This is a genomic window from Lachnospiraceae bacterium JLR.KK008 (assembly GCA_037015955.1).
GTDB lineage: Bacteria > Bacillota > Clostridia > Lachnospirales > Lachnospiraceae > VSOB01.
Genome location: CP143548.1, coordinates 1,605,114 through 1,629,398 on the forward strand (window position 1 = coordinate 1,605,114; position 24,285 = coordinate 1,629,398).

General features: G+C 49.0%; 26 protein-coding genes. 22 read left to right on the forward strand and 4 right to left on the reverse strand.

Annotation, left to right across the window (positions count from 1 at the left end):
* The first annotated feature begins 37 nt into the window (after positions 1-37).
* The 17 genes from leuC to V1224_08285 all read left to right on the forward strand — a co-directional run bounded on the left by leuC (position 38) and on the right by V1224_08285 (position 13,985).
* A complete protein-coding gene (gene leuC, locus V1224_08205) occupies positions 38-1,303 on the forward strand; it encodes a 3-isopropylmalate dehydratase large subunit (GenBank protein ID WWR14490.1) in 1,266 nt (421 codons plus the stop codon).
* 13 nt (positions 1,304-1,316) lie between these two features.
* A complete protein-coding gene (gene leuD / locus V1224_08210) occupies positions 1,317-1,802 on the forward strand; it encodes a 3-isopropylmalate dehydratase small subunit (GenBank protein WWR14491.1) in 486 nt (161 codons plus the stop codon).
* A gap of 51 nt (positions 1,803-1,853) precedes the next feature.
* Positions 1,854-2,648 (forward strand): L,D-transpeptidase family protein, encoded by a 795-nt coding sequence (locus V1224_08215; GenBank protein ID WWR14492.1) that lies wholly within the window; start codon positions 1,854-1,856, stop codon positions 2,646-2,648.
* Positions 2,649-2,679: 31 nt separating this feature from the next.
* Positions 2,680-3,051, forward strand: a complete 372-nt coding sequence (locus V1224_08220) for a NusG domain II-containing protein (protein ID WWR14493.1) — start codon at positions 2,680-2,682, stop codon at positions 3,049-3,051.
* Positions 3,052-3,055: 4 nt separating this feature from the next.
* Complete coding sequence (locus V1224_08225) at positions 3,056-3,547, forward strand: Gx transporter family protein (protein ID WWR14494.1); 492 nt, start codon at positions 3,056-3,058, stop codon at positions 3,545-3,547.
* Positions 3,548-3,550: 3 nt separating this feature from the next.
* On the forward strand, positions 3,551-4,156 hold the full coding sequence (ruvA, locus tag V1224_08230; protein ID WWR14495.1) for a Holliday junction branch migration protein RuvA: 606 nt from the start codon (positions 3,551-3,553) through the stop codon (positions 4,154-4,156).
* Positions 4,157-4,171: 15 nt separating this feature from the next.
* Positions 4,172-5,170: a Holliday junction branch migration DNA helicase RuvB gene (gene ruvB / locus V1224_08235; GenBank protein WWR14496.1), complete on the forward strand. Its 999-nt coding sequence runs from the start codon at positions 4,172-4,174 to the stop codon at positions 5,168-5,170.
* A gap of 61 nt (positions 5,171-5,231) precedes the next feature.
* Positions 5,232-5,642, forward strand: coding sequence for a cell division protein ZapA (locus V1224_08240; GenBank protein WWR14497.1), 411 nt, complete (start codon positions 5,232-5,234; stop codon positions 5,640-5,642).
* A gap of 6 nt (positions 5,643-5,648) precedes the next feature.
* Complete coding sequence (locus tag V1224_08245; GenBank protein ID WWR14498.1) at positions 5,649-8,030, forward strand: U32 family peptidase; 2,382 nt, start codon at positions 5,649-5,651, stop codon at positions 8,028-8,030.
* Between the two features lie 12 nt (positions 8,031-8,042).
* Positions 8,043-9,392, forward strand: a complete 1,350-nt coding sequence (locus V1224_08250) for an FtsW/RodA/SpoVE family cell cycle protein (GenBank protein WWR14499.1) — start codon at positions 8,043-8,045, stop codon at positions 9,390-9,392.
* Positions 9,343-10,815 carry a penicillin-binding transpeptidase domain-containing protein gene (locus V1224_08255; protein WWR14500.1) on the forward strand — a complete coding sequence of 491 codons (1,473 nt, stop codon included), beginning with the start codon at positions 9,343-9,345 and terminating at the stop codon, positions 10,813-10,815. The genes V1224_08250 and V1224_08255 overlap by 50 nt, the downstream gene beginning before the upstream one ends.
* 77 nt (positions 10,816-10,892) lie before the next feature.
* Positions 10,893-11,345, forward strand: a complete 453-nt coding sequence (locus V1224_08260) for an NUDIX domain-containing protein (GenBank protein WWR14501.1) — start codon at positions 10,893-10,895, stop codon at positions 11,343-11,345.
* A 9-nt stretch (positions 11,346-11,354) separates the two neighbouring features.
* On the forward strand, positions 11,355-11,660 hold the full coding sequence (locus V1224_08265) for a hypothetical protein (GenBank protein ID WWR14502.1): 306 nt from the start codon (positions 11,355-11,357) through the stop codon (positions 11,658-11,660).
* 17 nt (positions 11,661-11,677) lie between these two features.
* The gene (locus tag V1224_08270) at positions 11,678-12,718 is read left to right on the forward strand and encodes a DUF2953 domain-containing protein (protein WWR14503.1); all 1,041 of its coding nucleotides are present in this window, start codon (positions 11,678-11,680) and stop codon (positions 12,716-12,718) included.
* Entirely contained in the window at positions 12,705-13,094 is a 390-nt protein-coding gene (locus V1224_08275) for a GerW family sporulation protein (GenBank protein ID WWR14504.1), read from the forward strand. The genes V1224_08270 and V1224_08275 overlap by 14 nt, the downstream gene beginning before the upstream one ends.
* A 47-nt stretch (positions 13,095-13,141) precedes the next feature.
* Positions 13,142-13,297, forward strand: a complete 156-nt coding sequence (locus V1224_08280; protein ID WWR14505.1) for a hypothetical protein — start codon at positions 13,142-13,144, stop codon at positions 13,295-13,297.
* A gap of 22 nt (positions 13,298-13,319) precedes the next feature.
* The gene (locus tag V1224_08285; GenBank protein WWR14506.1) at positions 13,320-13,985 is read left to right on the forward strand and encodes a hypothetical protein; all 666 of its coding nucleotides are present in this window, start codon (positions 13,320-13,322) and stop codon (positions 13,983-13,985) included.
* A 48-nt stretch (positions 13,986-14,033) separates the two neighbouring features.
* Here the strand turns inward: V1224_08285 and rpmB are convergent, their stop codons facing one another.
* Positions 14,034-14,219, reverse strand: coding sequence for a 50S ribosomal protein L28 (rpmB, locus tag V1224_08290; protein ID WWR14507.1), 186 nt, complete (start codon positions 14,217-14,219; stop codon positions 14,034-14,036).
* A gap of 147 nt (positions 14,220-14,366) precedes the next feature.
* On the opposite strand from rpmB, the gene V1224_08295 reads away from it, so the two are divergent.
* A complete protein-coding gene (locus V1224_08295; protein WWR14508.1) occupies positions 14,367-14,729 on the forward strand; it encodes an Asp23/Gls24 family envelope stress response protein in 363 nt (120 codons plus the stop codon).
* Positions 14,730-14,769: 40 nt separating this feature from the next.
* Positions 14,770-16,413, forward strand: coding sequence for a DAK2 domain-containing protein (locus V1224_08300; GenBank protein WWR17444.1), 1,644 nt, complete (start codon positions 14,770-14,772; stop codon positions 16,411-16,413).
* Positions 16,414-16,483: 70 nt separating this feature from the next.
* Here the strand turns inward: V1224_08300 and V1224_08305 are convergent, their stop codons facing one another.
* Positions 16,484-17,224, reverse strand: coding sequence for a helix-turn-helix domain-containing protein (locus V1224_08305; protein WWR14509.1), 741 nt, complete (start codon positions 17,222-17,224; stop codon positions 16,484-16,486).
* Between the two features lie 147 nt (positions 17,225-17,371).
* Here V1224_08305 and V1224_08310 point away from each other — a divergent pair, with 147 nt between their 5' ends.
* Positions 17,372-17,818, forward strand: coding sequence for a sporulation initiation factor Spo0A C-terminal domain-containing protein (locus tag V1224_08310; protein WWR14510.1), 447 nt, complete (start codon positions 17,372-17,374; stop codon positions 17,816-17,818).
* A 43-nt stretch (positions 17,819-17,861) separates the two neighbouring features.
* Here the strand turns inward: V1224_08310 and V1224_08315 are convergent, their stop codons facing one another.
* Both V1224_08315 and V1224_08320 read right to left on the reverse strand, forming a co-directional pair.
* Complete coding sequence (locus V1224_08315; GenBank protein ID WWR14511.1) at positions 17,862-19,781, reverse strand: hypothetical protein; 1,920 nt, start codon at positions 19,779-19,781, stop codon at positions 17,862-17,864.
* Between the two features lie 88 nt (positions 19,782-19,869).
* On the reverse strand, positions 19,870-21,141 hold the full coding sequence (locus tag V1224_08320) for a chloride channel protein (protein WWR14512.1): 1,272 nt from the start codon (positions 21,139-21,141) through the stop codon (positions 19,870-19,872).
* Between the two features lie 108 nt (positions 21,142-21,249).
* On the opposite strand from V1224_08320, the gene recG reads away from it, so the two are divergent.
* Both recG and V1224_08330 read left to right on the forward strand, forming a co-directional pair.
* Positions 21,250-23,355: an ATP-dependent DNA helicase RecG gene (gene recG / locus V1224_08325; protein WWR14513.1), complete on the forward strand. Its 2,106-nt coding sequence runs from the start codon at positions 21,250-21,252 to the stop codon at positions 23,353-23,355.
* Positions 23,356-23,416: 61 nt separating this feature from the next.
* The gene (locus V1224_08330; GenBank protein ID WWR14514.1) at positions 23,417-24,283 is read left to right on the forward strand and encodes a DegV family protein; all 867 of its coding nucleotides are present in this window, start codon (positions 23,417-23,419) and stop codon (positions 24,281-24,283) included.
* Positions 24,284-24,285: the final 2 nt, after the last annotated feature.

Sequence of the window (24,285 nt, forward strand, 5' to 3'; positions counted from 1 at the left end):
AAGTATTTTAAAAGAGAGAAAGCAGGAGGATAAAGGAATGGGAATGACAATGACGCAGAAGATTCTGGCTGCCCACGCCGGCCTGGATCATGTAGAGGCCGGACAACTGATCGAAGCGGACCTGGATCTTGTGCTTGGAAATGATATTACAAGTCCGGTGGCCATCAAAGAGATGGAAAAGATGAATATCAAGGGGGTCTTTGACAAAGACAAGATTGCGCTTGTTCCGGATCATTTTGTCCCTAATAAAGACATTAAATCGGCGGAGCACTGCAAATGCGTGCGGGAATTTGCGTATCGCAACGAGATCACCAACTATTTTGAGGTAGGTGAGATGGGGATCGAACACGCACTGCTGCCGGAGAAAGGTTTGACAGTGGCGGGAGACGTCATTATCGGCGCGGATTCCCACACTTGCACCTATGGTGCGCTCGGTGCATTTTCCACCGGTGTCGGCAGTACGGACATGGCAGCCGGTATGGCGACCGGCAAGGCATGGTTTAAAGTGCCATCTGCGATCCGGTTCCATCTGACGGGAGAACTGCCCAAATGGGTGAGCGGAAAGGATGTGATCCTGCATATTATCGGTATGATCGGTGTGGACGGCGCACTGTATCAGTCAATGGAGTTTACGGGTGACGGGATCGCCAGTCTTTCCATGGACGACCGCTTTACGATCGCCAATATGGCTATTGAGGCGGGTGGCAAAAACGGGATCTTTCCGGTAGACGAAAAGGCCATCGCCTATATGAAAGCACATTCCCAAAAGCATTATACAATTTATGAGGCGGATGAGGACGCCCGGTATGAGGCGGAGTATACGATTGATCTGAGCAAGCTCCGTCCGGTTGTCGCTTTTCCGCACCTTCCGGAGAATACCAGAACGATTGATGAGATCACGGAAGAGATTGCGATCGATCAGGTCGTGATCGGCTCCTGTACGAACGGACGGCTTGATGATATGCGCATGGCGGCACAGATCTTAAAGGGAAGACACGTGGCCAAAGGCATCCGCTGTATTATCCTTCCGGCTACGCAGGCAATCTATATGCAGGCGATGGAAGAGGGACTTCTGAAAGTCTTTATCGAGGCGGGAGCCGTTGTCAGCACTCCGACGTGCGGACCCTGTCTGGGCGGCTATATGGGCATTCTTGCGGCAGGGGAGCGCTGCATATCGACAACGAACCGCAATTTTGTCGGACGTATGGGACATGTGGATTCCGAAGTCTATCTGGCAAGTCCGGCCGTTGCCGCCGCCAGTGCAGTGACCGGAAAAATATCCGGCCCCGATCAGCTTGCGTAAGGAGGAGAGAGAAATGAAAGCAAAAGGCAGTGTATTTAAGTATGGAGACAATGTGGATACGGACGTGATTATTCCGGCAAGGTATCTTAACACATCCGAGCCGGCGGAGCTGGCTGCTCACTGTATGGAAGACATTGATCAGCAATTTATCCATAATGTAAAACAGGGAGACATCATTGTCGCCAACAAAAACTTCGGCTGTGGCTCTTCCCGGGAACATGCGCCGATCGCGATCAAGGCAGCCGGCGTAAGCTGTGTGATCGCCGAGACATTTGCGAGAATTTTTTACCGCAATGCCATCAATATCGGACTTCCGATTATTGAATGTCCGGAGGCGGCCAAAGCCATTGAGGCGGGCGAAGAGGTGGAGATCGACTTCGGCAGCGGTGTGATCACGGATGTGACGAAAGGCGTGTCCTGGCAGGGGCAGGCATTTCCGGAGTTTATGCAGAAAATCATTGAGGCCGAAGGGCTGATCAATTATATCAATCAGAAATAAACCGGCAGGAAAGCCGGATGGTCAGGCGGACAAAAACAGAAAGAGGAGAAGATGAGCAGAGGAAGACGGAAGATAGCGGCGTTTACGGCGATGCTTTTGCTGGCGGTGAGCTGTCAGGCAGAGGCGGCGCCGGAAACGCCGGTTTTGCAGAAAACAGAGCAGGAAGAGGGAATCAGTGTGGATTTTGATGTGGATCGCTTTGCACTCCCGGAGGGCGCACAGGTGCTCGTCGTTGTGGAGGGGACGGGCGGCTCTCAGTGTAACGTTTATGCCTATGAGAAGATCGATGGTGTTTGGATCGGTAAAGTACGGACCTGTGGCTATCTCGGACGGGGCGGTATGAGTAACGACCGCGTCGAGGGGGATAAAACGACGCCGATCGGTCTGTTTCAGATGAATACGCCTTTCGGACAGAAGGAGGCGATGGAAGGATTCCCGGCGAATTATCTGCAGGTGAATGAGAACCATGTCTGGCTTGCCTCTTCGAATCAGATGACAGAGGACAAGAGCGCCCGGGGCCATGGAGAGGCAGTGGGTACCCCCGCGTATGCCGGCTATTACGATTATGCCATCGATGCCGGCTATAACAAATATGGAATTGCGAAAAAAGGGTCCGCGCTGTTTTTGCACTGCATCAGGGAGGGTCGCACGGATACTTCCGGCTGTGTCGCTATCCCCACGGAGCAGATGATTGCCATTATGCGGCTGTATGGCGCTCACGGGGATGGGGCCTGCTATATTGCCCAGGCTCCCCAAGGGACATTCTCACTGATCTATGATTCTTACGGGGCAAATAACGGATTGTCTCCCGATGGTGAGTTTCAGACGGCGGCAAAAAACAGTTGAAACATACGTTCGATCGTGTTACAATGGGTGCATGAAAAAACGAGAATTACTATTTGCAGGGACGGTTCTGGCGGTGGCCGGTGCTTTCTTTTTAGTTCAGAGAGCGGCGTCTTTGACTGATGGAGAAGAAACGGTGACGGTATATCAGGAGAAGGAGCAGATCGCCGTTTATTCTCTCCGGGAAGAGCGGGAGGAGACGATTTACGGAGCAGACGGCAGTATGAACCGTCTTGTGATCCGCGGAGGGGAAGCATGGATCGAAGATGCGGACTGTCCGGACCGTCTCTGTGTAAAACAGGGCAGGATCTCCCGCAATGGACAGGCAGTGACCTGTCTGCCCCATAAACTGGTGATAACGGTGGAAAGCGGCAAAGAGACGGAACTGGACGGGGTCACAAGGTGAAAATATGAGAAGTCATTCGGAGAAAACGGCAGCGCTTGGTGTGCTGCTCGCTTTTGCGCTGATTCTTGGATACGTGGAGACTCTAATTCCGTTTTCTTTTGGCGTGCCGGGCATGAAGCTGGGGCTTGCCAATCTGGCGGTCGTACTTACGCTTTATCTGTCAGGCGTGAAAGAGGCTTTCTGGATTGATATACTGCGGATCGTGTTGAGCGGTTTTTTGTTTGGCAGCATGTACAGTCTGCTGTACAGCCTTGCCGGCGGCATGTTGAGCTTTGCGGCAATGGCGTTTGCGAAAAAGACCGGAGGGTTCGGAGTCTGCGGGGTAAGTATGGCCGGAGGGGTGTTTCATAACATCGGACAGCTTGCTGTGGCGGCCTTTGTCGTGGAGACAAAGGGTATCTTTTATTATCTGCCGCCGCTTCTCGTTTCCGGGACGGTCACGGGGATGCTGACCGGTATCATATCGGGGCAGACACTGCGAAGGATAAGGAGATAAGAGATGATCGCTTATGTGAAAGGCACGCTGGAGGAAATAACGGAAAACAATGCGGTCGTGGAGAACGGAGACATTGGTTATAATGTGAAGATTTCTGCCGGGACGATGAGCCGGCTGCCGGGACTGCACCAGTCGGTGAAACTGTACACCTATACTTGTGTGCGGGAAGATGCTTTTTGCCTGTACGGTTTTTTGACAAAGGAGGAACTGCACATATTCCGGCTGCTGATCACAGTGAACGGTGTGGGACCTAAAGGGGCTCTCAGCATTTTGTCTGTCATGAGCGCGCAGGATCTGCGTTTTGCCGTTGTCGCTGCTGACAGCCGTATGATTGCCAAGGCGCCGGGGATCGGTAAGAAGACGGCGGAACGGGTTATCTTAGATCTGCGGGACAAGGTATCGCTCGAGGACGCGCCGGAGAACGGACAGCAGCCGGAAGTTTCCGTCTCGGGGGCGCAGGACAGAGGCGCGCGAGGCGAAGCAGTGGAAGCACTCATTGCTCTCGGATATAGCGGAGCCGATGCGCTGCGGGCAGTGAAGCAGGTGACAGACGTGGACGAGACGGACACGGAAGCAATTTTAAAAGCGGCTTTAAAGCATATATTTTAGCAGGCGGAAACGGACATGGAACGTAGAGTGATCGAAACCAGTCTGATGGAGGAAGACGTCAGATTGGAAGGGAGTCTCAGGCCCCAATATTTAAAGGATTATATCGGACAGGAAAAAGCAAAGGAAAATCTGAAGATTTATATTGAAGCGGCCAAACAGCGGCAGGACGCGCTGGACCACGTCCTGTTCTATGGCCCGCCTGGTCTTGGCAAGACGACGCTGGCGGTAATCATAGCCAATGAGATGGGCGTCAATCTGAAGATCACGAGTGGCCCGGCGATTGAAAAACCGGGCGAGATGGCAGCAATCTTAAACAACTTACAGGAGGGAGACCTTCTTTTTGTCGATGAGATCCATCGGCTCAACAGGCAGGTGGAGGAAGTGCTCTACCCGGCGATGGAGGATTATGCCATTGATATTATGATCGGGAAGGGGGCGTCTGCCCGTTCGCTCCGTCTGGACCTGCCTAAATTCACGCTTGTGGGTGCGACGACGCGGGCCGGACTTTTGACGGCGCCGCTGCGTGACCGATTTGGCGTTATTCACAGACTGGAGTTTTACAGTGTGGAGGAGCTCTGCCAGATCATTCTTCATTCTGCCCGGGTGCTGCAGGTGGAGATCGAGGTAAAAGGAGCGCGGGAACTGGCGAGAAGGAGCCGGGGAACGCCCCGTATTGCCAACCGTATTTTAAAGAGAGTGCGTGATTTTGCTCAGGTACGGTATGACGGCGTGATCACAGAGAAAGTAGCGGGCATTGCCCTTGACCTGCTCGATGTGGATAAACTGGGACTGGATTTTGTGGACCGTAACATACTGGTGACAATGATCGAGAAATTTGGCGGCGGTCCGGTGGGACTTGACACACTGGCAGCGGCCATCGGTGAGGATGCGGGCACGATTGAGGATGTATACGAACCATATCTGATCAAAAACGGTCTGCTCAACAGAACTCCCAGAGGACGGACGGTGACAGATCTCACATATCGGCATTTTGGGCTTGAAATTCCGACATAATCTAGGTATAATATTTCCGTTACGAGAGTCGGCGATATGGTTACAAATGAGGAGTGTGGAAATGTCAGCAAAAACAGATACGGAAGTCATTATCGGAGGTAAGGTCTTTACATTGAGCGGTTACGAGAGTGAGGAATACCTTCAGAAAGTTGCTTCTTATATCAATAACAAAGTGGCAGAATATAATAAAGTTGACCAGTTCCGCAGACAGCCGATGGATATTCAGAATGTACTAATGCAGCTTAATATCGCAGACGATTATTTCAAGGCGAAAAAGCAGATCAGTATTTTGGAGGAAGACATAGAGAGCAAGGAGAAAGAGATCTACGATCTGAAGCATGAGCTGATCGCCGCTCAGATGAAGATGGAGAGTACCGAGAAGAGTATGAAAGGATTGCAGAACGAGCTGAATGAAAATGCCAAAAAGATCGTTCGCATGGAAACGGAGTTAAAGGGACAGAAAAAGGCATAAAGACAGATGAAAAAAGTTGAGCTATTAGCGCCGGCAGGAAATTACGAGGGCTTTTTGGGAGCGATCCATGCGGGTGCGGATGCTGTATATATTGGTGGTAAAAAATATGGAGCCAGAGCATACGCTGCGAATTTTACGGAGGAAGAGGTATGTCTGGCTATTCGTTATGCACATTTATTCGACAGGAAGCTGTATCTCACTGTGAATACGCTTGTCAAAGAGTCCGAGATCGGGGAACTGACAGAGTATATCCGGCCTTTTTATGAAGCGGGTCTGGATGGCGTTATCGTTCAGGATGTGGGAGTGCTTTCTCTCCTGCGGAAGTCATTTCCGGGTTTGCCGTTGCATGGCAGTACGCAGATGACGATCACCGGAGCACGCGGAGCCAGATTCCTGATGGGTCAGGGCGTCTCACGTGTGGTGCCGGCGAGGGAGTTGTCTCTCGGAGAGATTCTCAGGATCAAAGAGACTGGGATCGAAGTGGAAGCGTTTATTCATGGAGCGATGTGCTACTGTTATTCCGGACAATGTCTCTTCAGCAGTATGCTCGGAGGCAGAAGTGGAAACCGGGGCAGGTGTGCGCAGCCATGCAGGCTGCCGTATGAACTTGTAGGGGCAGACGGACCTGCGGGGCAGGGCTACTATCTGAGTCTGAAAGATATGTGTACGATCGCCTTTCTACCTCAGTTGATCGAGGCTGGCATCGATTCCTTTAAAATTGAAGGACGGATGAAAAAGCCGGAGTATGCGGCGGGCGTCACGGCCATTTACCGAAAATATATCGATCGCTGTTATGCCGCGCCTGGAGCAGAATATACCGTCGATCAGGAGGACATGGAAAGACTGCGCAGCCTGTATATTCGCAGTGAAATACAGGAAGGATATTATCACAGGCATAACGGTCGGGAGATGATTACACCACAGCAGCCAGGATATGCGGGGACAGATGAGACCTATCTGCAGGAAATCCGTCAGACCTATTTGGAACAGAGGTCCAAAATACCGGTCTGCGGGGAAGTCCGCCTGGAAAAGGACAGGCCGGCTCTTCTCACATTATGGACAGAGAACGGCCGATACGGTTATGAAGAGAACTCTGCAAAGAGACAGGATCACACTCTTGCATCCCGGAGATACCGGATCTGCCAGACAGGCCAGACTGCGCAAGCGGCGATGAACAAACCGCTGACAAAAGAAGCGGTGGAAAAACAGCTGCGCAAGACCGGTAATACGCCTTTTTTCATGGAAAAGCTGGAGATAATGATGGAGCCGGATCTGTTCTTGCCGGTCAGGGCATTGAATGATCTGCGCAGAGATGCACTTTTGGCGCTGGAGGAAGCGATGACCGGCGCAGATGCCGTTACAAGGCATATCACTGCGTCCGCAGGCTCGGAAAGCAAATGGAATGCAGAGACGACATATCATAAGACGAAGCATTTGACAGAGACAGAATACGGTACAGAAACAGAACGTGATATGGTGATGACAACAGTGCCTTATCTGGCCGTGCAGATACAGCACAGAGAGCAGTTCCCGGCAGTATCGGAGCTTCCGGAGATCAATCGGCTCTATATTGACGGCGATCTGTTTTTGGCAGACGCAGCAGACAGGGGGCAGGAAGCCTTTGATGTCAGACTGGTGGACTGGAAAGCCAAAAGGCCGGGCAGGACACTGTTTCTGGTCATGCCTCAGATTGTCCGTCTGCGGGACGAGGCGTATCTGGAGACGGTCAAAGGAGTATTGTCTGCCTCTGCGGCAATCTGGGACGGCGTTCTCGTGCGCAATCTTGAAAGTCTCTGTTGGCTGCAGGAAGAGAATTACCGCGGTGAGATCATCGGAGATGCCGGCCTTTATGTATGGAATCGCCGTGCAAAAGCGTTTTATGAACAGATTGGCGTCTCTGTCTGCGCGCCTTTAGAATGTAAGAAAGAAGATCTGTATGAAACAGGCACTGAGGGAATGGAAGTAATTGTCTATGGCCGGACACTGCTGATGATTACGGCAAACTGTGTCAGAAAAACGGCTGGCCGGTGTCCGAAAGAGACGGGTGCGCGGCCCCGGGCCGGGAGAGGACAGGCAGAAACTCCATCTGGCCAGGAGGAGAGCCGGATGCTTCTGCGTGACCGGTATGGGACAGATTTCCCGGTTCGCATCGTATGCACACACTGTTATAATGAGATTTATAACAGTATCCCATTATCTTTGCACGAATACGGAAAGTCTGTGATCAAAGAGTGTCCTTCCGGTATTCGGCTGGCTTTTACTACGGAAGGAGAAGAAGAGATCCGGCAGGTGCTCGCCTGCTACAGAGACTTTATCAGGGAGCCGGAAAAGCGTCGAAAGGTCGATTTTTCTTATACAAAGGGGCATTATAAAAGGGGAGCGGAGTGATCCGGCGATCGTATGGCACAATATATCAGTGAATTTTCCAAATATTTTATTACGCTGTTCGTTTCTTTTTATACGTACGAGTGCTTTGCAGTGTTCCGGTATGAGACGGAAAGCGAGCGCAGCGGTATTTATATCCGGCAGAATCTGTTTATGTTTCTCGTTCATCTGGGCTGTTTTCTGCCTATTTATGTCAGGACGGGGAAGATGGAATATCTGTTTTTCTTTTTATTCCAGCAGATCGCCATGTACACGGTTATTGTACTGTATCATCTGATTTATCCGAAAGCAAACCGGCTTGTCGTCAACAATATGTGTTTTCTGATGGTGGTGGGATTTACGGTTCTGACGCGCCTTTCTTATGATAAGGCGGTGCGGCAGTTTGTGATCGCGGCGGTTTCTGCGGTCATTGCCCTTCTTGTTCCCGGCCTGATGCAGAAAGTGAGAAACTGGAGCCATTTTACATGGATATATGCGGCGGTGGGGCTGGCGGCGCTGGGAGTGGTGCTCGTACTGGGGGCGGTGACAAATGGTTCCAAGCTGGCGTTTTCTGTCTTTGGCGTCTCGTTTCAGCCATCTGAGTTTGTGAAGATTGTATTTGTATTTTTTGTCGCCTCTATCCTCTGTCGTTCCCTCTCTTTTTGGAATGTGGCGCTGTCTGCAGCAGTCGCAGGCGGTCATGTGCTCATTCTCGTGCTCTCCAAAGATCTCGGAGGCGCCTTGATCTACTTTGTCACCTATGTGGTACTGGTCTATGTAGCTACCGGGAAAAGGCGCTATCTGGCCGCAGGACTGTTCGGAGGGGGAGGCGCGGCATATTTGTCTTACCGTCTGTTTGCCCATGTGCAGGTGCGGGTACAGGCCTGGCGCGACCCGTGGAGTGTGATTGACAGGGAAGGGTATCAGATCACGCAGTCTTTGTTTGCGATCGGGTGTGGGGGCCTGTTTGGGCTTGGTCTCTGTCAGGGAAGTCCGAAGTCGATTCCTTATGTGGAGACGGACTTTATCTTTTCGGCGATCGTGGAGGAACTCGGACTCTTATTTTCTCTCTGTCTGATCCTCATTTATGTCAGTTGTTTTATTATGTTTATGCAGATTGCGCTGTCGATGAAGGAGCAGTTTTACCGGCTGACGGCAGTGGGGCTGGGTGTCACCTACATCTTTCAGATTTTTCTGACGATCGGCGGCGGCATCAAATTCATTCCGCTGACCGGTGTGACATTGCCTTTTATCAGCTATGGAGGAAGCAGCGTACTGAGCACGATCCTGATGTTTTCCGTCGTTCAGGGACTGTATCTGACAGGAGGAAGGAAGAATGCCTCAGAAAAAAAGAACAGAAAAAAAGAAGAACCGGAAGAAGAGTAAAAACCGGGAGATTATGGTCGTGACAGCCGGCTTTGTGGTACTCTATCTGTCTATGATGGGGTATCTGTCTCTGTATGCCATGACCCATCAGGAAGAACTGATGAACAATAGCTATAATAACCGCCAGAATATTTTGAGCCAGCAGAACCGGAGAGGTACGATCTATGCGAGCGGTGGAGAAGTGCTGGCGGAGACTGTGACAGATGAGAACGGGAATGAGAAGCGGGTATATCCGTATGCCGGTCTGTTTGCCCATGCGATAGGTTATGTGGACAAAGGAAAAATGGGCATGGAGTCGCAGGCCAATTACTATCTGATCCGCTCCAGCATTCCTGCGGTGGCAAAGGTGAAGGGAGAAATCAGCGGCGGGAAGAGTCCCGGGGATAATGTATATACGACATTTGATGTGACGTTACAGGAAGCTGCCTCGAAAGCGCTGGGCATCTACCGGGGTGCGGTCATTGCCATGGACCCGGAGACAGGGGAGATTCTCGCCATGGTGTCCAAACCGGATTTCGACCCCAATCTGATCTCTCAGCTCTGGGACGGATTGCTGGAAGACGAGGAGAGCGGGACACTGCTCAACCGTACGACACAGGGACTGTATCCGCCCGGTTCTACTTTTAAGATGATAACGACACTGGAATATATCCGGGAAAACCCCGATACGTATCAGACCTATCAGTATTCCTGCAATGGGAGCTATCGCAGGGGTGAGAGTGTGATCAACTGTTATCATGGAAGTAAACACGGAACGATCGGACTGAAGACAGCGTTTGCCAAATCCTGTAATGCGTCCTATGCGGACATTGGCCTGCTGCTGGACAAAGATGCCTTTGCGCAGACGCTCGATACACTGCTGTTTAATCAGGAGCTGCCGATGGAAGGCGTCTATAATCAGAGCAAGCTGGTGATCACCGGGGCGGAAAGCGACGAAGAGATGATGCAGAATGTCATCGGTCAGGGAAAGACTCAGATCACGCCGCTCCATGTTGCCATGATCACATCGGCGATTGCCAATGACGGTATTTTGATGAAGCCCCGTATGATCAGGCGGGTCGAGAGCGCAGAGGGCGTCAAAGTAAAAGAGTATTCACCCGAAACATATGGATCACTTATGAGCAGTGAGGAAGCGGCCATTTTAAGAGAATATATGGAGGAAGTCGTAAAGAGCGGAACCGCTACGAAACTGTCCGGGCTGTCTTACACCGCTGCAGGCAAGACGGGTTCGGCGGAGTATAACAAGCAGAAAGGAGAGAGCCACGCCTGGTTCACAGGCTTTGCACCGGCGGAAGATCCGCAGCTTGTGGTGACGATCATCATAGAAGGGGCCGGATCCGGTGGAGATTATGCGGTACCGATGGCGAGACGGGTTTTTGACGCTTATCTGGCATCGGCGGAAGAATCTTCCGGCGGGGAATAAAAGGTTTGCTTAATAGGACAAGATAGGATATACTATTAAGGATATCAGGCTGACACACCTGGGCAGGAGGGATTGCAATGATCGAGGCAACGAGCTGTGGCGGTGTGGTTATTTTTCGGGGAAAGATTCTGCTTTTATATAAAAACTACAGAAACAAATACGAAGGCTGGGTTTTGCCGAAAGGAACTGTAGAAACGGGAGAAGAATTTAAGGATACTGCACTTCGGGAAGTGCTGGAGGAATCAGGAGCCAGAGCGTCCATCATAAAATACGTGGGAAAAAGCGACTATACGTTTAATGTACCGGACGACACGGTAGAAAAGGAAGTCCATTGGTATTTGATGATGGCTGACAGTTACTACAGCAAACCACAGCGTGAGGAATATTTTGTAGATTCAGGATACTATAAATTTCATGAAGCCTATCATCTTCTGAAATTTGCCAACGAAAAACAGATATTGGAAAAAGCGTATCATGAATATCTGGAACTGAAGAAAAATAATTTATGGGGAAACCGAAAATATTATTAAAACATGTATATGAGATTTCATAGGGAGTTATATGTAGACAATTCCATCAGAAATGTGAGAAAAGTAAAGTGGAAGCTGAAGCATCACGACGGACAACTGCGCATATTTGTTATCGCTCTGTCACCGGGCAGAGATGAGCTGGAAATCTACCACTGTGCCCTTCTCCAACAGAAATACTATAAGAAATATCCGCCTTATATCGTAGGGATTGCAGGAGGATATGACAATGCGGTGGAGCTGTTGCAGCAGATGGTCGCTGACATTTATAGAAAAACAGGCGGCTATGCGCTGAAGGAATATTTTTTAAAGAGTTAAGAAAATCAGAGGGACTTATGCTACATATACTGGGAATGGTTGGAAAGGGAATCGGGATCACACTGCTTTGTATTTTGGTCGTGCTGGTCGTTTTACTGCTCTGTGTGCTGTTTGTTCCGATCCGCTATCGGGTGGCAGGCGTGAAAGAGGAGACAGGAAAGCCGCAGGCAGCCGTCAGAGTATCCTGGCTGTTTCATGTGCTCTCCGCCTTTGCTACATGGGAGGGATCACTCCACTATGGCCTGAAAGTCTGCGGGATTTGTATCTACGACAATCTGCGCAGGGCGCGGAAGGAAGAAAGGCACGAAGACCGGAAAAAGAGCGGGAAAAATAAGAAGCGCAATCTGAAAAAGTGCCCGGAAGAGAAGGCGGGAGATGAAGAAAAACAGCCGGAAACAATCCAGGAAACGCATTCTCAGATACGGCAGGTAACTCCGCCGCAGGAGAGTATCCCACCTCCGGTGGAAACAACGTCCGTACAAAAGGAAGTTCGACCGGAGCAGGGGAAATACAGGCAGGAAGAAAAAACGCAGCAGATAAATAGCAAAACTTCTCTTTCCGGGAAATGGCATACTCTTTGCCGAAAGATCAGACAATTTTTTTCCATGCTCCTGAACCTGTTGCAAAGGCTCCTGGAAATCCCGCATCAGATACATGAAAAAATCGATAGACTCAGAGAGAAGCTGGAGAAGTTTATTGCATTTTTACAGTGCGAGGAGCTGAAACGGGCATTTACCCTCTGCAAACAACAACTGCTGTCCGTGTTGAAAAGCGTCAGGCCAAGGACAGTGAAAGCAGATATATGTTTTGGCTTTGAAGACCCGTCTGTAACGGGACAGATTCTGGCCGCGGCAGGAATGTTCTATCCGATATTGGGGAAAAATATAATTTTAAGACCGGATTTTGAAACGACCGTGTGCAGTGGCAGGATAACAGTCAAAGGCAGAATTACAATATTTGTCTTATTAAGGACAGCATGGATTCTATACTTTGATAAAGATATAAAACGATTGATCCGCATATGGAAAAAGGAGGAAGCGTTAGATGGGAGACAATAATTTTACAGGAGTAGTGGAATCCCTGCTCAAAGGTATGGACACCGTGTTATCCACCAAGACGGTAGTGGGGGAAGCTACAAAGATAGGAGATACAATCATCCTGCCTCTGGTAGATGTGACATTTGGCGTCGGTGCAGGCGCCTCAAAGGGAGATAAAAAGAACGGTGGCATGGGCGGTATGAGCGGCAAGATGACTCCTTCCGCCGTACTCGTGATCAAAAACGGACAGACGAAACTTGTCAATATTAAAAACCAGGATACGGTGACGAAGATCCTGGATCTGATCCCTGATCTGGTAGACCGTTTTACAACGCCAAAGGAAGAGATGCCGAAAGATGACGAGGCGATTGACATTGCCTTTCCGGAAGAAAAATAGGAACGTTTTTGTCGCGGATGCATAGGATAGTCAGTAAGAAGTGACGAATGGATTTGTCTGTGATGAAAAAGCTGATTGGTTTTGCCGCCATCTGGATTGCGGTCGGTATGCTGCTGATGTTTTTGTTAGGCAACCGGTTTACCGGTCTTATTTTGATGGGTGCATTTGCGCTGGTCGGCTATTTTGCGATGTTTTGTGGATAAATAAGCAGTTGGAGAAACAGGAATGGAAGAAATGAAAGATGAGACAACGCAGGGAGAAGAAGTATCTCCCTGTTTGGAAAACAGGGAAGATTGCCTTTGCCCGGAGGAAGAACAGATGGAAGCAGAGGAGCAGCTTATAGAAGCAGAGGAAGACTCTTCGGAAGAGATCATACAGTGTTCCGAAGAGGAACGTGCATTCGCAGAGCGGGAAACTCAGCTTGCGGAAAAGGAAAAATGGCTTTCCGGTGAGGAAGAGAGGCTGCTCGGGGAGCGAAAGCAGCTGGAGGAAGAGAAACGGCGGGTACAGAAAGAACTGCAGAGCATCAACCGGAAGATTACGGAAGGGCAAAGAAAACTGAAGGAGGACAAGCTGTTTTTTGACCGGAAAATGGAAATATTAAAAGGTGGATTCGCGCAGCTGGAGGCGGACAGAAAGGAACTCGAGGAGGAGCGAATGCGTCTGCAGGCAGAGAAAAAATCTGCGGGAGGTCCGTATCTCACGGATGAGGCCTCTGTACGGCTTTTTTTCAGAGGTGTCAGCAATATGCTCACTTTGCGGAAGCGGTATAAGGATCTGATTAAAATATTTCATCCGGATAATCTGTGCGGGGATACGGAATTGCTGCAGAAGATTAATGAGATGTATGAAGTTCTCCTGGAAGAGATTGGATGGCAAAAAAAAGCATAAGGTTTTTCCTTATGCTTTTTCAAAAGTCATTTTAAATTGTATGGGCAGTTAGGCTCTTTCCACTTTGTTGGATTTCAGACATCCGGTACAAATGTGTATTCTTTTGATCGTGCCATTGATGTTACATTTTACCCTTTTAATGTTAGGTTTCCAAATATGATTGGATCTTCTATGAGAATGGCTCACGTTGTTTCCGAAATGAACGCCCTTGCCACAAACTTCACATTTCGCCATTTTTGCACCTCCTAAACGATATAATATTGTATCTGCTATGAATGCGTATCTACGCTCGCAACAGTGAAATTTTAGCATATTTGGTATTGAAATGCAAGCATAAATATCTTAAAATTATGGAAAATGAATAGAGGAGGTTTTATTTGAATGAAAAGAACTTCTATAAATACCCATATGGGGAATATTTCGATAGACAATGAAGTGATCGCTCAATATGCCGGTTCGGTGGCGGTGGAGTGTTTTGGCATTGTTGGCATGGCTTCCGTAAATATGAAGGATGGAATCGTGAAGCTCCTGAAAAAGGATCGGATTACCCACGGGATTTCTGTCTCCATCGGGGAGGATCGGAAACTGACGCTCAATTTTCATGTCATTGTCTCATATGGTGTGAGTATTTTGACTGTTGCAGATAATCTCGTTGACAGTGTCAGATATAAAGTGGAAGAATTTACAGGACTTGAGATCGAAAAGATCAATATTTATGTAGAAGGGGTTCGAGTGATCGATTAAGGAGGAAGTGATAGTGGAAAGCATAAATATAGACGCCGGAATGGTCGCAAAGATGTTTCTGGCGGGCGCCCGGAATCTGGAGGCTAAAAAAGAATGGATCAATGAACTGAATGTTTTTCCGGTGCCGGATGGAGATACCGGTACCAACATGACGATGACTGTTCTCTCGGCGGCGAGAGAAGTGGCCGCACTTAAAGAGCCGGATATGAAAGATCTGGCCAGAGCCATTGCCTCCGGCTCATTAAGGGGGGCGCGTGGAAATTCCGGTGTCATTCTCTCCCAGTTGTTCCGCGGCTTTACGAAAGGGATCAAAGAGTATGATCAGGTCACAGTGCCAATTTTAACAGACGCTTTCGGGAAAGCGGTGGATACTGCATATAAGGCCGTTATGAAGCCAAAAGAGGGAACGATACTGACCGTTGCGCGGGGAGGAGCCGAGAAAGCCGAGCAGCTCTGTGAGGAAGGCGTGGAAGATCTTTCCGTTTTTTTCTGCCAGGTGATCGAACATATGGAAGATGTTCTCAATCAGACGCCGCAGATGCTGCCTGTACTCGCACAGGCAGGCGTCGTAGATTCGGGCGGCCAGGGGCTTGTAGAAGTATTAAAGGGAGCTTATGATGCTTTTCTCGGTAAAGAGACGGACTATGCGCCGTTTTTGCCGGAAGAGCGCGCAGCGGAGGTGACAGTGACCGCTGTGCAGGAGACAGACATCAAATACGGTTACTGTACGGAATTTATCATAATGCTGGAAAAGCCGATCCGGAAGGCAAAGGAAGACGCGCTGAAAACATATTTGGAGTCGATCGGAGATTCTATTGTCGTAGTAGCGGATGACGAGGTCATAAAGGTACATGTACATACCAATGACCCGGGACTTGCCATACAGAAAGCACTGCGATATGGTGCGCTTTCCAATATGAAGATCGATAATATGAGACTGGAGCATCAGGAAAAGCTGTTTCGGATGCAGGATGATAAAGTCTCACAGACAAAAACTCCTCCACAGAATATGCCGGAGGAGAAGAAGGACGTTGGATTTGTCGCTGTCTGTGCGGGGGAAGGTTTGAATCAGATCTTCCGGGAACTAGGTGTGGATTATATTATAGAAGGCGGACAGACAATGAATCCGAGTACGGAGGATGTACTGAATGCCATTGAGAAAGTTAATGCGGATACGATCTTCCTGCTCCCGAATAACAAAAATATCGTGATGGCCGCCAATCAGGCCAAAGCGCTCACAAAGGAGAAGGAGATAATCGTCATCCCGACAAGTACTGTGCCTCAGGGAATTACAGCGGTGATTACGTATGTACCGGAGCTTTCCGCAGCAGAAAATGAGAGTGCGATATTGGAAGAAATCGGCCATGTAAAGACCGGACAGGTCACTTATGCGGTGAGAGACACTTCCGTAGGGGGAAGAGAGATCCGCCAGGGAGACTACATGGGAATCAGTGATACTGGGATCGTGGCCGTGGGGACGGATTTGGAGCGGACAGTTATGGAAACGGTCGACGCACTGCTCACGGATGAAGCAGAGCTTCTCAGCATTTATTACGGCAATGAAATATCAGAGGAAGCTGCCGAAATTTTGAGACAAAAAGTGGAAAACAGACATCCGGAAGTGGATATTGAGCTTCAGGACGGTGGTCAGCCGGTTTATTACTATATGATTTCCGCAGAATAATAGTGGAATGGTTGAAATGAAATTGAAAGGGGATAGAGAACGAGATTTTCTATCCTTTTTCGGTTCAGATTTATTCTCGTATTTTAGTCAGAATATAACCGAAGCGAATCCATTTGGAAGTGTCGTTGATATTGTGGCTGTCGATGATGATTGGCTCACCGTATCCGTTGATCGGGTCCAGTATCCATGTATCTGAGGGATGTAGCTTGCGAATATAGGCTCTACCTGTTTCTTTGTTTAAAAAGATCCCGGTATCCCCTTCGCGGATCGCTTTGTGGCAGACAAGAAGGACATCGCCGAGATTATAGACCGGATGGAAATGATCGGATGTGACCTGAATGCCGCAGTACAGATCGTTTCCAAATTTTTTGCGATAGGCAGCGGCGTTCAGCTTATAATAGTTAGAGGAATCGTAGATCATGCCGTCCTCCATATTTCCGGTAGGGACAAATACTGTGATGTAATCCTCTGCAGGTTCGTCTCTGTGAGAATTGGCAAATTCGAGTTCAAAATCAATGATCCCTCTGATAAAATTTTTTTGACGGAGCGACAGTTTCTGAAGTTTCATTACAAGTTCCGAATCTTCCGGATAATCATCAATCAGTTCAAAGACCCATTTCCCTGTCAGATTTCGCAGTAAATATACCGTATATAAGTCTATTTTTGTTGTGACTCCCGAAACCATTTTCTTGTAACCGGAGAGCGACATATCCAGTTTTTTTGCCATCTGTGCCTGTGTCAGATTCTGTTTTACTCTTTCTTTTTCAATGTTTAAAATAAAATTATTTACCATTTCCTGCTTTGTCAACATGATAATACCCCGATAGCCACTTCCATGTCCAAGTTGTGTCGTTTTGTAGGATTAGAAGCTGTTTTTTGTCTACTACAGTAACGCCTGACTCATTATATAATCCAAATTATAACATACGAAAATCAAAAAAGGAAGGATGGCGTAACTATGAAGAGGGAGAATGTGGAAAGCGTATTGATTGCGATGGGAATGCCAATCAAATTAAAGGGATTCAAATACATCACAGACGCAGTAATGCTCTTGGATACACCTGAATGGGAAAATCCAAAATGGACAGCTTTATATTATAAGATCGGGACGATGAACGATGATACGGGTTCACGGGTGGAACGGGCGATCAGAAATGCGTTTATGACTACGCGGACTAATGTTGCTGATTACGAGATGATAGAACATTACATTGGATTTGTCAACTGTGAAAATTCCAATTCCATTACATTCCTTCACAAAAATATTAAAAATGATTTTCCGGACGTAGAAGAAATACCAAAACCGGAGCAGGAAGAGACTCAAAACTTGAATGATGTGACGACAGACATGGTCAAAGAGATCGTCAGGCAGACATTGAAAGAAATGCTGTTTGAATTTGTATGAGACGGTCTGTTGTTTCGTCATTTAGTAAGATAGTGCAGAAGCACTATCTTACTAACAGGTCGTCAAGACCTGCTGTGTCAGCGATCGGGTTGTCTTCGCAAAAAACAGTATGCAGATAACCCAGATCGGCAAGAGGTGACAGATCAGTCACATAATTGTCTGCAATATCCAGTACTTCCAAATACATCAGATTATTTTGAGATACAAAAGAAAGATCTTCCAGGTAAGCGCTTTCAAGATAAAGCTCCTGCAAATTAGGAAACCTGGAAAACAGATCCGTATGGTTGGCGAGAGTGAGTTCTTCTGTATCATGCAAAGAACCATATTCGCCGCTGCTGATCGGGTGGAGAGATACATGATTCATATTTAAAATCGCCAGATTTTCGTTTGTTACAACCTGATCCACATTAAATCCGATTGTGCAGTCTTCCATATAAAATTCTGTCAAAGTAGGAATACCAAGCAAAACCGCCGCATCGGCATAGGCAGTGCTTTCATTGATGCTGAGGTACTGGAGTTTGGGCAGACTGGTGACCGGTTCGAAGGAAATATAGTAACCGGACATATCAAGCAGCTCCAAAAATGCCAAATTCTGCATTTGTGAGAGGAAAGAAAGATCCTCACAGTTGCAGCGATCCAGTGTAAGACCGATCAGACTCTTAGCTTCGGCAAGTGAGGCCAGATCACCGGCTCCTGTTATGTTCAGGTATTGCAGATTTTCCATACCTGCCAGAGAGGGCATAGTATCTTCATAAGTCACACCAAATTGCAATTCTACCAGATTTGTCAGTGTCTCGATAATCGTGAGATCATTCAGTTCCCATGTATCTTCCAGATAAAAATATTCCATAGTATCAGCACGTGAGGAGACCGCATCGATGGAGATCAGATCCTGCGCGCCTATAATATCCAGATAATAGAGATCAGGCATATTCGCGACAAAGCCAATGTCTTTTAAAGCCATGGAGTCGATGGAGAGTGCCTGCAGGCTGTCAAGTTTATAAAGAGGACTGAAGTCTTTGATGTGGTCACAGTCAACGAGAAACAGCGATTCGAGGCCGGAGAGCGCCATCAGGCCGCTGATGTCAGACAGACTGGAACCTTCGGCCGAGAAAGACTTCAGGTTTGGAAAATTTTCAATGCCGTCACAGGAGTCCATAAAGATCGTGGAATAGATCTGGATCGATTCCATCTTTTCCGGATGGGGAACGATTTCACAGAGATCATCCAGCGTCATATCGGAAGCGATATGGACAAGACTCTCCATGCCGTCCAGGTCACCGGGGTAAATATTGCCATATTCAATCGATAGGGTAGTAACACCGCGGAAACAGGAGAGATCGGCAAATTCCGTGTAGAAATCGCCGTCGATATAAAACCAGTGTTCCATCCCGTCATCCAGAGCGCAGTATATACACTTTCTGTTATCTTCGTCGTAATAAAAAGACAGTTCAGTAATCCGGTCCAGTTCTTCCGCAGACACTTGCGTATAATCTTTTTCATAGATCTTGGAGACAAGAGACTGGAAAAATTCCGAAGCAGGCTGCTGCGGATGCGCCTGATAGCTGTCGTCTGCAGTATCCACCGTTTCAGTCGGCGCAGCGATCGCTTCTTCGGATTCTGTTGTCTGATCGGCTGAAAGAAAAGCGGTCAACAGTCCACCGAGAAAGATGAGCACAAGCACAGAGAGAATGCCGATGTTGACATAGGTCATCGTACCAGTCTTTTTATTCCCTTTGGAGACAGTGATGGGGCGCGGTGTGGCGCCCGGATAAAAGCGGGTGGAAGTGACAGGGCCAACATTTTGCGGCGCGGAATTTGGCCTGGGGGAGACAGACGGTGTGGGTTGTGCGGAGGCAGCGTTTTTGTCTATGATCTGATAATATCCACATTCGGGGCAGATCATCCGTCCGCTGCTTTCTTTTAATCGCTTCGCACAGACAGGGCATTTTTCCAGTTTCATATGTATCGATTCCTTTCCTAAATGATACTTTCAGTATAGCATGAAAAAAATGAGATAACAAGACGACAGCCCCGTCACATGTCCGGATTCAGTGCGTGGGACGCTCGATACGCTCCATACTGGTTTTATCATAGATGATCGTCTGGCTGCTGTAGAGACCGTAGTAGCCGGAAAAGAAATAGCTGACTGCACAGGCGGTTGCAAGCAGAAGCAGATCTGTCCGTTCAAAGATTTCCAGACCGAGCAGAAGGGAGGCCAGAGGACAGTTTACGACGGCACAGAAAAGAGCGATCATGCAGATCGCTGCGGCAAGAGGGATGTCAATACCGAGAAGGGGGCCAACCAGATTGCCAAAAGCGGCGCCGATGAACAGAGTGGGTACGATCTCGCCTCCTTTGTAACCCATTCCCATTGTCACCGCCGTAAAGACGATCTTCCATAAAAAGGCGGTCCGTGGCAGCTGTCCGTGGAGTGCACTGTCGATCATATTTGCACCCGCTCCGTTATAGTAACTGTTGCCGACAAGCAAAGTCAGAAGAATGATGATTACGCCGCCGACAAAGATACGGATATAATCATTGCTTATTTTTTCTTTGGAGATATGGGAGACTTTGTGCAGTGTATGACAGAGCAAAATGCCGACGACACCGCATAATACCGCCAAAAGGATCACCTTCAAAAATAGAAGGAGAGAGAGCTCATAGGTGCCGTCAACGAGATAGCGGGTAGCGCTTATGCCCATGTAACTCGTGAGACCGTAGGCGACAGCAGCGGAAATGATGCAGGGTACGAAAGCGCCATAATAGACGATGCCGACATTGGATACTTCCATGCTGAATACAGTGGCCGTGATCGGCGTACCGAACATGGCTGTGAAGACTGCACTCATTCCGCACATAACGAGTATGCGCCGGTCCTGTTCGTGAAGCCGCAGAAGGCGGCCACAGGTGGAGCCGATACTGCCACCGACCTGCAGGGCGGCCCCTTCCCGGCCGGCGGAACCTCCGCACAGATGAGTCAGTATCGTACCGACAACGATGAGAGGTGTCATCCGGAACGGGACTTGCTGATTTGAGTGTATGGAGTCCAGTACGAGATTGGTGCCTCTGTCGTCTGCCAGTCCTGCGCGGCGGTACAGAAACACGATCAGCAGACCGGCAAAGGGGAGCAGACAGAGCATATAGGTATGGCCTTCACGAAACAGGGTCACCTCTTCGATACAGGTGTGGAACACGGAACCGATCAGTCCACTGATGACACCAATGACAGAGGCAATGACCAGCCATTTTAAAAAGTATAAAAGACAGCCTGCAAGCCGTCGCCATGTCTCATTGTGGAACAGAGCCCATTTTTTATTCATATGCAGTAAACCTCCTGATTTCTAATATTATCTGATAACTGTTTATATTGTAGTATAGGATTATCGTAAAAATTTGGCAAGTCGTTTTCGGAAGGAAACAGAGATCATATGAAAAAAGAATATATGTTCGAAGTATTGTGCGATATGTGGATGGATGATATAATATCCGGAAGAAGATTCATATCAGGGAGCGGCAAGATGGAACAACGGACGGAAGTGAGGGCATTAAAAGGGATCGGCGAAAAGACAGCGGCGCTTTTTGCCAGACTGGATATTATTTCGATCAGGGATCTGATTGAACATTATCCGATCGGTTATGATATGTTTGAAGATGTTCTCTCTGTCAGCGAAATCAGGGCCGGAGAGCTGTGCGCGGTGCAGGGGTGTCTGTCAGGAGGTATATCCGGAAAAAAGGCAGGCAGGCTGACGATCTCTGCGTGCCGGATCGCTGATCAGACCGGCGAAGTCAGTCTCACCTTTTTTAATATGCCTTATTTAAAAAAAATGATCAGACCGGGGGAACCATATATATTCCGGGGAGTTGTACAGGGGAAAGAGGGAAAATGGAAGATGGAGCAGCCAACGGTCTATAAGCCCGAGGCATACCAGGCATTACTGAATGCGCTGCAGCCAAGGTATTCTCTGACGACGGGATTGACCAATCACGCCATCACAAAGGCGATGCGTCAGGCATTTTCTGTCTGTGCCGATCTTGAGGAGTATTTACCGGACAATATCAGGGAACGCTATCAGTTGACAGGTTATCGGGAGGCTTTGGAAGGGATTCATTTTCCCGCAAGTGAAGAGATGCTGCAAAATGCCAGAAGACGGCTTGTATTTGATGAATTCTTTTTGTTTATGATACGGCTGCGAAAATGCAGGGAATATACGGAGTCCATTCAAAATCCCTATCCTCTGCTGGAGACGGCGGACACGGTACGACTCGTGCAGAAGCTGCCGTATGCACTGACCGCGGCGCAGCAGCGGGTCTGGCGGGAAGTCAGGGAAGACCTTGGAGGACCTTCGGTGATGAACCGCCTGATTCAGGGGGATGTGGGAAGCGGCAAGACAGTGATTGCCGTGCTTGCCCTTCTGATGGCTGCGGCAAACGGCTGTCAGGGAGCGATGATGGCTCCCACTGAGGTCTTGGCGAGACAACATTTCGAGACGATCCGGGAGATGACAAAATGCTATGGACTGCCTCTGGTTCCGGTCCTGCTCACCGGTTCCATGAAGGTTCGGGAGAAGCGGGAGGCCTGTGCCCGTATAGAGTCCGGAGAGGCCAATGTCATCATCGGTACTCATGCGCTCATTCAGGACAGTGTCGTCTACCGGAAACTGGCGCTTGTAGTCACGGACGAACAGCATCGATTCGGTGTCCGCCAGCGGGAAGCGCTCGCCGGCAAGGGGACAGAGCCGCATGTGCTTGTTATGAGTGCGACGCCAATTCCGAGGACACTGGCGATCATTTTATACGGCGATCTCCACGTCTCTGTGATTGATGAGCTCCCGGCGCAGCGCCTGCCGATTAAAAACTGTGTGGTGGGCTGCGACTACAGAAAGACCGCTTATGCGTTCATCCGCAAAGAGATCGAAAAGGGCAGACAGGCGTATGTCATCTGTCCGATGGTTGAAGAAGGTGAGATGGAAGGGCTGGAAAACGTCGTCGATTATGCGGAAAAACTGCGGGCTGTCTTTCCGCCTCAAGTGCAAATATCCTGTCTTCATGGCAAAATGAAGCCGGTGGAGAAAAATCGGATCATGGAGGCGTTCGGGCGTGGAGACATCGAGATTCTCGTTGCGACAACGGTCGTGGAAGTGGGAATCAATGTTCCCAACGCCACTGTGATGATGGTCGAAAACGCGGAGCGGTTTGGCCTGGCGCAGCTTCATCAGCTCCGGGGACGGGTCGGCCGGGGAACAGAACAGTCTTACTGTATCTTTGTCAGTGCCAGCGACCGGAAAGATACGATGCAGCGGCTCTCTATTTTAAATCGTTCGAACGATGGTTTTGAGATTGCGGGAGAGGATCTGAAGCTGAGAGGACCGGGCGACTTGTTCGGTATCCGTCAGAGCGGCAGTCTGCAGTTTAAGCTGGCGGATATTTATCAGGATGCAAGGCTGCTGCAGGAGGCCAGCGAGGCATCTGAGTGGTATCTGCGCGAGGACGGTTCGCTCACTGCCATTCCTTATGTTGACTTTAGAGGCATCTGAACGTAAAATAGATAACAATGAAAAAGATAAGAGTATCAGGGAAAAGTGAGGAAGAGACAACGTGTCAAAGACTGCGATCGTAACAGACAGCAACAGCGGTATGACTCAGGAAGAGGCGAAAAAACTGGGAGTATATGTGCTTCCGATGCCTTTTATGATAGAGGATAATACTTATTATGAAGAAAAGGATCTGAGCCAGGACGATTTCTATGAGAAAATGGCGCAGGAGGCAAAGATTACAACTTCCCAGCCTACACCGGAAGAGGTGATGACCCTGTGGGACAGGGTGCTTTTGGAATATGACGAGCTCGTCTATATCCCCATGTCGAGCGGCCTGTCCGGGTCCTGCCATACGGCACAGCTTCTCGCACAGGATTACGAAGGAAAAGTGTTCGTGGCAGACAATCAGCGTATTTCTGTGACTCAGAGAAGAAGCGTGCAGGACGCCCTGTATCTGGCAAAAGAAAAAGGTATGTCCGCGGCCCGGATCAAAGAGTTTCTGGAGGAAGACAGGGTAAATTCCAGCATCTATATTATGCTTGATACGTTGACATATTTGAAGCGGGGCGGGCGCATCACACCGGCCGCGGCGGCGCTCGGCAATATACTTCGTTTGAAACCGGTCCTGCAGATACAGGGAGAGAAGTTGGACGCCTTTGCCAAAGCCCGCACGACAGCGCAGGGGAAAACGATCATGGTCAATGCTGTCCGCAGCGATATTGCAGATCGTTTTGGCGGAAATGAGGAAAATGTCTGGCTTTATATCGCTCACAGCCACAATGAGTCCGGAGCCGCCGCCTTTGCAGAGGAACTGAAAAAGGAGTTTTCACAGCATCAGATTGAGATCCAGAGATTGTCACTGAGTATCGGCTGTCATCTCGGACCGGGCGCGCTGGCACTGGCCTGTTCGCGTAAGATCCCGCTGTGAGT